This is a genomic window from Segatella cerevisiae (assembly GCF_024054555.1).
GTDB classification, from domain to species: Bacteria; Bacteroidota; Bacteroidia; order Bacteroidales; family Bacteroidaceae; genus Prevotella; species Prevotella cerevisiae.
Genome location: NZ_JAMXLY010000072.1, coordinates 1 through 7,719, shown reverse-complemented (window position 1 = coordinate 7,719; position 7,719 = coordinate 1). Strand labels below are relative to the sequence as shown.

Annotated in this window: 4 protein-coding genes; all 4 read right to left on the bottom strand. The window is 37.2% G+C overall.

Annotated features, from left to right (window positions below; all coding sequences use genetic code 11):
* Window positions 1-144: 144 nt before the first annotated feature.
* A complete protein-coding gene (locus tag NG821_RS11990; RefSeq protein ID WP_252761894.1) occupies window positions 145-3,405 on the bottom strand; it encodes a SusC/RagA family TonB-linked outer membrane protein in 3,261 nt (1,086 codons plus the stop codon).
* 1,230 nt (window positions 3,406-4,635) lie between these two features.
* Window positions 4,636-6,099, bottom strand: coding sequence for a TolB family protein (locus NG821_RS11985; protein ID WP_252761893.1), 1,464 nt, complete (start codon window positions 6,097-6,099; stop codon window positions 4,636-4,638).
* Window positions 6,100-6,127: 28 nt separating this feature from the next.
* A complete protein-coding gene (locus NG821_RS11980) occupies window positions 6,128-7,633 on the bottom strand; it encodes a DUF6057 family protein (protein WP_317233096.1) in 1,506 nt (501 codons plus the stop codon).
* The coding region (locus NG821_RS12705) for an IS3 family transposase (RefSeq protein WP_394802058.1) at window positions 7,629-7,719 on the bottom strand (91 nt) is incomplete at its 5' end. The genes NG821_RS12705 and NG821_RS11980, both read right to left, overlap by 5 nt.

The window sequence follows — 7,719 nt, the reverse complement described above, 5'->3', positions numbered from 1 at the left end:
TCTGAAAAGGAGACTTCTTGCTTCTGATTCGACATATCTAAAGGATTAAAGGGTTTATACTGTGGCAAAGATACAAAAAATCCCTTTTCATTCCCTTTGGCGAAAGACGATCATGTACGTTTCATATGGTAACTCCCTTCATTTTTAGAATTTAATATTAACACCAACAAGATACGTACGCGGCTGAGGATAGTTTCCTACATCTACACCTGTGACCCATGGTTCTGCACTATTCAGGGCCATCCCATTTTCAGGGTCCATGCCTTTGTATCCGGTAATTGTAAATAGATTCTGCGCAGTGACGTATAACCGGAGTTGTCCAAAAGGACATCCTTTCCAAATATGCTTGAAATCATATCCAAGTGTAATGTTCTGCAAACGCAGATAACTTGCATTTTCGATATATATATCAGAAACGGCTTGCCAGTTAACTCCCGTATTACCCGGAGCAATCAAAGGATATCTATTGGATGTACCTTCACCATTCCAGTATTTATAAACTTCAGTCGTATAATTTTCATACTGTCCGTCAGTACATTTACGCCAAGAACGGGCGACCTGTTGTCCTAAAGCGGCATAAGCAGTTACCGACAGATCAGCACCTTTATAACTGACATTAAGGCCGAAGCCCATCGTCACATCCGGCATAGGATTACCCAAATCGGTTTTATCATCTGTAGTGATCTTGCCATCGTGATTGGTATCAATAAACTTCAGGTCACCGGGTTTTAAACCTGCACCCTGTAAAGAATTGACAGCATTTCCACCACAATTTTCTTGGATATAATTTTGAAGGTCTTTGGCATTTTGGATCACTCCTCCGGTTTTGTAACCATAGAAATAGCCGATAGGATGACCGACCTGCATACGGGCCATATAACCTGTACTCTGTGAAATGTTGTCATTACCGCCTTCTATATAATCAAGAGAAGAATTGATTTTGGTTACCTTATTTTTATTGTAGGCTATATTCCAATTGGCGCCATAAGTGAAGTCAGGTCCAACTTTATCATGCCAATCCAAAGCAACCTCAATACCGGTATTCTGAACAGTTCCGGCATTTTTCCACTGTGTTGAGAAACCGGTTGTGGATGCAACAGGAACCTGCATCAGCAAATCTTTTGTGACTTTTTTATACCAGTCAAAGGTAAATCCCAACTTTCCACTTATGAAACGTGCATCGAGACCTATATCTGTCTGATCCGAAGTTTCCCAAGTCAGATCATCATTTGCCAGTCTGGCAGGACTTGCCCCTTGGGTATAGTTATCTTTAGTATTGCCAAATGCATAATTAGAATTATCGTCATAAGCAAATGTGGCCTGGTAGGCAAAAGCGTCTACAATATTACGGTTACCGTTCTGTCCCCATCCTGCACGAATTTTAAGAAAGTCAAGCCATTTGGCCGTCGGAGCCATAAATTTCTCATTGGTAACGACCCAGCCACCACTTACTGAAGGGAAATAGCCCCATCGATGTTTAGGAGCGAATACGGAAGAACCATCAGCACGAAGAATTGCGGACAACATATAAGTTTCATTGTAATCATAATTGACACGACCGAAATAAGACATGTTTCTGGAATCTGCATAAGGCGTTCCTGTTACGGAAGCGCCGGAAGTTCTATTCTTGGTCAATGAAAGGTAGGCATGCTTAAAATCACCGTAAATACTACCTGTAGAAGTGCCCTGTACCAGTTCTCCGAAATTAGGACGGGATTCGCTATATTCAGTACCAAGTAAAACATCAAAATGATGATTTTTCAGGATATTAAACTTATAATTCAAAGTATTCGTCGTGCTCCATCCCCAACCTGTACCGGCTTGTTCCGTAACTTGATCCACTGTTCGACTATCACCGGAATCATTGATATAATATTCAGGAAGGTAAGCTCTCCAAGTATTGGAATTCTGATTATAATTGATTTGGCCTTTATAAATGAGGTCCTTGACAGGTTGAATCTCAACATAGGCAATTGCGTTCAAATCAAAATTTCTGGACATATTGTTTCCGCTTTGGCTATTCACCAAAGAAGCTATAGGATTAGAGGCATAGGAATTGTAATTGAACCAACCCTCCGTACCGGAATTTGCGAGATAATCATGCATCGTATAATTTCCGTTCTGATCATAGATAGGTATACAAGGATTAGCCCTCAGCATATTAGAGATCGTATTCACATACTGGTTTCCAATTTGAATACCCTGATTCTCCTTATGCTGAAAATAGACATTCTCACCGACCTTGACGACATCCAAGCCCTTTGTATTAGAATAGATGACATGTTCAGAATTCAGTCGGAAAGTAAAGCGGCGAAAATCAGATTTGACAACTTTACCAAACACACCGTCCTGATACTGATAGCCCACACCTGAAGAAAACGTACTCTTGTCCGTACCACCGATAATATTGATGGCTTGATTGGTCGTCATTGCATTTTTATTACGAATCGCGTCCAACCAATTCGTACCTTTATTCGAACCATCCTGATAGGACTTGAGCAAATCCGCATCAATATATTTGGACCAATCGTAAGGTTGACCACCATTATTGTAATTGACCAGGTCCTGAACGGCCATATACTGCTTTGCGTTTAAAAGTTGTGGCATTTTATAGACGTTTGCCCAACCTACATTCCCATCATACGAAACCTGGATTTTTCCTTGCTTACCTTGCTTAGTCGTAATCAGGATAACACCGTTGGCACCATTTGAACCATAAATGGCACAGGAAGCGGCATCCTTCAATACATCAACGCGCTCAATATCGGCAGGATTCAGATTATTGATATCACCACCTGTTACACCGTCAATAACATAGATCGGTTTGGTATTGCTATTTGTGCCTGCACCACGAATGGCAACCTTATACCCTTCCCCCGGCTGACCGGATATAGCAGTAATGTTTACGCCAGGGCTCTGACTTTGGAGTGCCCCCAAGACCTGGGTAGTATTCAACTTTTCGATATCACTCCCTTTGATCTCATCAGTTGCACCTGTAACTAACTTTTTCTTCTGGACGCCATATCCCATAACGACAACCTCGTCCAAAGTCTTATTGTCAGGAGCCATCGTAATATCAATTTGGGACCTGTTACCGACAGTTATTGTCTGAGTTTTGTAACCAATATAAGAAACTACAAGAACAGGATTCTTCCCTTTCAATACAAGTGTAAAATTTCCATCCAAATCAGTTATCGTACCATTAGCTGAATATCCTTGTTCTATGATATTCGCCCCGATGATCGCCCCCTCCTGATCCACAACATGTCCGGAAATTTTCTGCCCTTGTTGTACTGCATTTATTTCGACTTTTGGTAAAGCCAATACATTGAGGAACGAAAAGGGCAAGAATGAGAACACACATACACTGATAAACAGCTTTGTTTTCACAAAATTTTGATTCATGTCTAATAGGTTAAAGTGGTAAATACTTTAGTTCTGCTGCTAACAGCAAACTAGATTGACAACATTATTTATCTATACATCATTTTTGATTACTAATATTTTTCATGATTTAGATTTCCTTGCTGTTTATGATTTATTCTCATTCGGGCAATATCTAATCATCGTATGCTTCTATTCAGGTTAGAATATTGAAAATAATTAGAATCGTGGTATTACACTTAATAATTACTTGCAAATATAATTTAATTTTTTAAATAATAATTATATTTCAGTCTACTTATATAATATTTATATAATTAACAGTAATATAATAAAATATTATAACTATTCTAGTATAGAACAGAAACAGTTGTCTTTAAGGTTAGTCCTATCACCACTATAGGGTTCCCAAAAATTCCAAAATTATTGCTAGCTAGTAACTTTTTTTCAATAGGTAAAAATTCAGGCTGAACTCCTCATTTAGAGTTCAGTCATTTTTTATTACTTTCGCTCTTACTACCAAGTTCAAATAACGTGGTCAAAAAATACACCTTTTATCGGACAGCCAATGTATATTAAACTGATAAAATTGCTACATAAGTCAAAGATGCAGGAAATTAGCCGCTAGACAGCGGCAACGGGTCCGATGTGAAGAAGCCGAACGACCCAGACACATCTTGTCGTTAAGCTTTTAGGCATATTAAAACAGTATGGAACCCAGAGGAGGTTTGGGACGTGGAATGATAAAAGACAAAATCCGTTGTATTGCTGGCCAACGATTTTAGACTTGAAGTGAGGATTTTGAGGAAATATACAGGTGAAGATAGATTATAAAGACGCTTTACAAACAGCTCACGCAGAACTTCCCGTCACACTTCTTCTATGAAAATAGTGTCAACACAATACAGATACAGACATGGGTATTTATTACTGATCTGTAATCCATAAGAAGAAAAGGTGTTTCTTTCTCAAAAATTGTTACTAAACTCAGGCTTACTTTGACGTATTACACCATATTTATCTCATTTACAAAATCCAGATAGGGATAAAACTGTAATCATGGCAGAAAAAGGGAAAGCTACATCTGAATTGAGCCTGCTTGCTCGATGGGCTTACTTTTTGAGAAACAGAGAGAACGCCTATTATTGGGACTTTCCATTGCTGATTTCGGGCTAATTTGGAATTTACTAGACAGCAATAATTTTCAATCTGACTGATCGTCCGGTTATGAGATAATAAGAGATTCCAAAGTTATTTTATTTTAGTATCAATACGGTTATCACTCATAATTTCTTCCCCCGCTTTTCGAAAATCAAAATTGACCTTTGTCTTTGTAAAGTCAGGAATATTATAAGAATATTCACTTTCTTCATAATATTTTTGTGGGTTCTTCTGGGGTAAAAGAAAAGGTTTGGATACATGCCCTTCTTCATCAATACTCGCTAAATAAAGACGAGTATACAATCCATCTCCCCTTCTACTGGAAAAAACAAACCAATGGCTATTGATATTCCAATTGTGAAAAGATTCGGTTTGACTTGAATTAACTCTGTCTAACATTTTTATTTTCCCCGTACGCAAATCCAATAAACCTAAATCTGCTTCCTTGTGCCAAATAGGAAAACAGCCATAATCTGATAGTGTAAACATAATATATCTTCCGTCATAAGAAGGACGTGGAAAGACCAAACTCTTTCCTAATTTTCTGGCATTCACTATTGTATCAACTCGATTGCCGAATAAGCCTTTCACAGGATCAAAAGAGATTTTACAAAGGTTGTACTTCACTTGTTGATACCTTTCAGGAATTGGTTCAGCTTGGGCAGAACAAAAATACAATATTTTCCCATCTGAGGAAAAAGATGGATATGTCTCAAAATGATCCTTTGTCATCAATAAAGAATCTAAAATAAGTTGATGGGTCTTTGATTCATAAACTAAAATATCAGATGATTGGTCAAAAACTTCGATTCGTTCATTGCCAATAACATGAAAGCTCTGATGAGTTGTATTTGTTGAATAAGCACAATATTTTCCATTGGGGTGCCAATACGGATAAACTAACGAGCCATGTATTGAATCATTTTTTGCCTTCAACCATTCCATCTTGCCATTAATATCTACTAAAGTTGCTCCATGAGAGCCACGAATATGGAAGGTGAACTCGTGAGGGTCCGTACGATTAGAGGTATGACAGTTAACGCACGCTCCAGGAACATTAGTGTTTTCAAAGATTGCAGATTCATCATAATTGGAGAGATTCCTTTGATAAATCCCCATTTTACTGTATACTTCATATCCAGGAGCTATTTTACGATAGGTCAAGCCATATTCACCTAAGGGGTAGCGGCTAACGAAGATATCAAAATCACGAAATTGCATCCACTTTCCATCTCTTTCTACACATACAGTAAATACCAGACGCCCACCCTTATTCTTTTCTGTCAAATCATGCCAATCATTAATATCAAACTCTGCAACATTGCCATTGGAATGAAGGATTCCTTCTTTAGATCCCTTCACGACAACGTCCATGCAATCGAAATCACCCCCAACATAATTAAAATTTAATGGGGCAATATCAATAGGAATAGATACACCTACATAATCTGGATAAATAGCTGGTAATTGATCTATTTTAATTGGATTCTTAGGACAAAACTGGCAAGAAACCAAACACATAACAACGATATATATCATTAATGGCTTTCTCATTACAATTAAGACTTTTGAATGTCAAGACCTACCTTCTACAGAGCAAATAACTCCAATAAGTTTTCCCCATTTCTCCATTAACAAGATTAGGGTCATGAGGATTTGCAATATAAGAACGTGCAAAATTAACCATTTCATTACATACTTCAGGGGAAATACTATAAGGAAGATTTTCAAAATTAGCATGTGTCTGAGACCAAAGATAAACTAGAGTTTCCTGATAAGAACGTGGAATTTCATTATATCCAATAAATCGCCCCAATGGATAATATTTTTGAAAACCTTGAAGATTTCTTCCCAGCATTTGCCATGCCATCAAATATTCATATGACATTCGATTTTTAAAAGAATGGGCAAAAAGAAGCCCAAAAATCTGATCCATTTGAGATTCACTAAATAAGAAGTCTTTAGTAAGACGTAGTTTTCTCAAACGGTTCCATTCCGAATTGCCTTCAACTTTCTTATCGTCATAAAGACACTTCATCATGCTTGTAGCCCATTTCCTATAAAAAAGTGTGTGACTGAGTTTCAATAAAAACTTTTTTGCGACCTCATATTGGCCATTAATTATCTCGCACTCAGCCAATCTCTGATAGCACCTAGAACTTTTTCGGTAATTGGGGATTGCCTCTTGGGCTTCAAAAGCATAGCGTTCAGCACTATTTATCATCCCCATCTGAAGAAAAATTTCACTAGTCGGAAGAGGAGTTGTGAAGTCTCTTTGAAATGCCGGAACAAGCCCTTCTATACCATTTTGAAAAAAGCGAAACATCCGTTCCGGTAGTGTTCCCTGCATTTCCAAAGCTAAATTCAAGCAAGATACACCCATTGGAGTAGTGGGTTGATATTTCTCAGCCTCTCGTATAATTTTATTCCACTGATGTGTTCTCACCCAATAATCATCATTGAATAAACGGTATTTAACTGGATCAAAGTTTCCTTTAATCAAATATGATCCACAAATAATAAGAACAACAATAGTAATACATTCTGTCAAAATTGTTCTTTTCACACTGGGAAGAAAGCAAACGGCAATAGGAAAGATAGCAAATAAGACCATTAGTATCCACTGCATATATGGAACAACAGACGGGAATCTATAATAGTTAATTCCACAAAATAAACGATATAACGGATATTGTAAAAAACAAGAAAAGAACAGAATTATAGAAATCGTATATATAATGCTTATTAAACCTATTATATAACGACGATAATGCACTATTTCAGAAAACACAATATAAATAACAAGAATAAATACAACAGATCCAAATAACCAGTAAAAAACAGGAATCCCCACAAGAAGAATCAAAATATCAGACAAGGTTTTACATCTATTATTACTGTTTTCTAAATACTGTGAGACTTTCGTGTAAAAAAGCATGGAAAACAAAACGGCAATAAGAGCAATCACGAAACTCAACAATACGCTTTCATCACCCATATAGGACCATAAAAGCAATACAGGGATAAAACTTAGCGGATACCATATGTGATATGAACCCCAAAAGTTGGACGTTAATTGAACATTAATTATTTACTTCTCTATAATGAGCTCGGTATTGTACCGGGCTCATTCCATTTAATCTTAACTTGATTCTCTTTTCATTATACCATTTG

What these genes read in the sequence shown, in the direction of transcription:
- NG821_RS11990 (WP_252761894.1), bottom strand. Translation starts at nt 3,405, where the DNA reads ATGAATCAAAATTTTGTGAAAACAAAGCTGTTTATCAGTGTATGTGTG.
- NG821_RS11985 (WP_252761893.1), bottom strand. Translation starts at nt 6,099, where the DNA reads ATGAGAAAGCCATTAATGATATATATCGTTGTTATGTGTTTGGTTTCT.